Origin of the sequence: Catenibacterium sp. co_0103 (assembly GCF_004168205.1) — a bacterium.
In the GTDB taxonomy this organism is placed as follows: domain Bacteria; phylum Bacillota_I; class Bacilli_A; order Erysipelotrichales; family Coprobacillaceae; genus Catenibacterium; species Catenibacterium mitsuoka_A.
On sequence record NZ_RCYB01000162.1, the window covers coordinates 1 to 2,241 of the forward strand.

The following is a 2,241-nucleotide window of genomic DNA, read 5'->3' on the forward strand; positions in this document are numbered from 1 at the left end:
AGTTCATGGGCATATCTCCTTAGATTAATGTTTTGGTCGACTTAATTTTACTAGGAAATATGTCCATTTTCTATAATCGAAAAATCATAATTTACACAAAATATTTTACACTATCAGTTAAAGTATTTATCATTTAAAATTAATATGTTTTAAAAACCTTAATCTCATTATCTTAGTCATTCATATTAAATATAAAATGTTCCTCTTTAACCTTTAGAGCTTTTTTGCCACTTTATCATATCAATAATTATAGAAATAAGAGAGCATAGTAATATATGATTCAGCTGTGCACTTATGCAATTGATAACACAATCATTAGCAAACAATCACATACAATAGACGATTAAAAAAAATTTATTCCTCCTTCCTTTATATACCATTTCCAAAATAACACTTTTTTAATTGCCTATTACTTTCTATAAATATAGAAAACAATAGCGGTTACATTTTCAACGCCAATTACCCTACAGACTGTACCATATTTAGAAATTTGTGACATGTAATAATTAAATGTGAGGTTATTTTGTTGGAATAACACAAATATGTACGTGTATTCGCTTACATATAGCATTTACATAATACTGTATTTGTAAGTGTTTAAGGATAGAACCACAAAAAACGACATGATTAACATGTCGTATTGGACTACTTTGTTATGGATCTTCCAATGATACAAAAAAAGTGACAGTGCAATATACATTTTGTATTTCTTGCCTGCCACTTTTTTGACTTTTACACTTTATCTTTAAATGTCTTCTCTACTTCAATAATACGTCTACCAATTCTCTTTGTTTCTATTTTTTTATAAGCTTCTAAACAAGGAATAAATTCCTTATTGCCTTCTTCCTCAATAATATCAAGTATACGTAAAATAACCTTTCTATTTACTTTGATCAATTTATGAATGACACGCGGATTATTTTCTTTTACATCCAAGCAGAACTGTTGATACAATTCCTGAGCATATGTTTCCTTTTCTATCTCCCACCCTTCATCAGAAAATACCAGCAATGGAAGACGTCCATCATATTTAATTCGAAGATAATCCTCATCAATCATCCAATCAATATAATGCATAATATCAGCTAATTTCAAATCATGATAATAGCCATAAGCAGGACACTCATTTAGTTTAAGTTCTAGTACCTTCTTATCCTTAGAACCTTTTAATATCTTAGCAAGCATATTTCTTCCTGCTTTCATAATACACATATCAGCTGCTCTTAAGATCATCTTGATATCTTCTGGAGATAATTCTTTTACATTACCTGTATCAAGAACGACAGGTATTCTATTAACTCTTCTATTCATTGGTTATTTCCTCGCTTTCATATATAAATTTTAATACCACTCTGTTTATCATTCAACATAAAAGCTCTGTAAAGAGAATTACGATACAATTATCATATGCTTTGCACAAAGTCCATTTATCATTACAGGGAGCAGAAGTTAATTGTCATTTTTGAGATAACCATTTTGTTTACATATCATTCTAAATTAATTGTAAATTTTAAGATTGTATTCTTATATCACATTACCTATAATAAAGTAGAAAATAGAAGATATCAGTATGCCCACTTCAAGTATTACTCATAATTTTGTTATATCAAAACCAGATAGTGTAAAGCGTTTTGTAGATGCAATTGATGAAGCCGAGCGTGACCGCACACCTAAACAGACACTTCCTGGACGTCAGTTAACAAACCCACAGGAAATTTTAGCTTTAATGGCTAAAATGAAGAAACAACATGACTGATAAATAATTAAAACTTCTAAAAAATAGGTATTTCACTATCTCTTAGAAGTTTTTCTCATAACCAAATTTAATTATATGTCTTCTTCTAATCGTTTAAAAGTTTCTTCAACAGAAATAGAATCATTATTTTTAGCATAGTTTAAGTCAATATTCATTATCTGATCAAATTCTACTTTTTCTAATATATAAAGCCCCCTACATACATAGGAGGCTTCACTTTACTTTTTATTTATATAAAAACCACAAGGCATATCAGCTACTTCACCAATAGAAGGATCTAATGCATAGACTTCTTCTAGAGATACAATTCTTGCATCATCTGTCGTATGTTCTTTACCACATAAGAACTGCCACATACCATCCTCATCATGAGATTTATATAAGTAATAGGTTCTTCTTTATTTAATACATGATTTCCTCCATTTCCCCGCGCCTTCGTTGCGCGGACACAAATATATAACCAAACTCAAATCCACCAAAACTAT

General features: G+C 29.6%; 3 protein-coding genes. 1 reads left to right on the forward strand and 2 read right to left on the reverse strand.

Annotated elements, in window-relative coordinates:
* Positions 1–732 precede the first annotated feature (732 nt).
* A complete protein-coding gene (locus tag EAI80_RS12730; RefSeq protein WP_129982335.1) occupies positions 733–1,311 on the reverse strand; it encodes an RQC-minor-1 family DNA-binding protein in 579 nt (192 codons plus the stop codon).
* A gap of 259 nt (positions 1,312–1,570) precedes the next feature.
* Between EAI80_RS12730 and EAI80_RS12735 the strand changes: the two genes are divergently transcribed.
* Positions 1,571–1,756: a hypothetical protein gene (locus EAI80_RS12735; RefSeq protein ID WP_022424722.1), complete on the forward strand. Its 186-nt coding sequence runs from the start codon at positions 1,571–1,573 to the stop codon at positions 1,754–1,756.
* Between the two features lie 218 nt (positions 1,757–1,974).
* Here EAI80_RS12735 and EAI80_RS13915 read toward each other — a convergent pair whose 3' ends face one another.
* Positions 1,975–2,112 (reverse strand): hypothetical protein, encoded by a 138-nt coding sequence (locus EAI80_RS13915; RefSeq protein ID WP_238634629.1) that lies wholly within the window; start codon positions 2,110–2,112, stop codon positions 1,975–1,977.
* Positions 2,113–2,241: the final 129 nt, after the last annotated feature.

Coding starts and splice junctions, on each gene's coding strand:
- EAI80_RS12730 (WP_129982335.1), bottom strand. CDS start 1,311: ATGAATAGAAGAGTTAATAGAATACCTGTCGTTCTTGATACAGGTAAT.
- EAI80_RS12735 (WP_022424722.1), top strand. CDS start 1,571: ATGCCCACTTCAAGTATTACTCATAATTTTGTTATATCAAAACCAGAT.
- EAI80_RS13915 (WP_238634629.1), bottom strand. CDS start 2,112: ATGTGGCAGTTCTTATGTGGTAAAGAACATACGACAGATGATGCAAGA.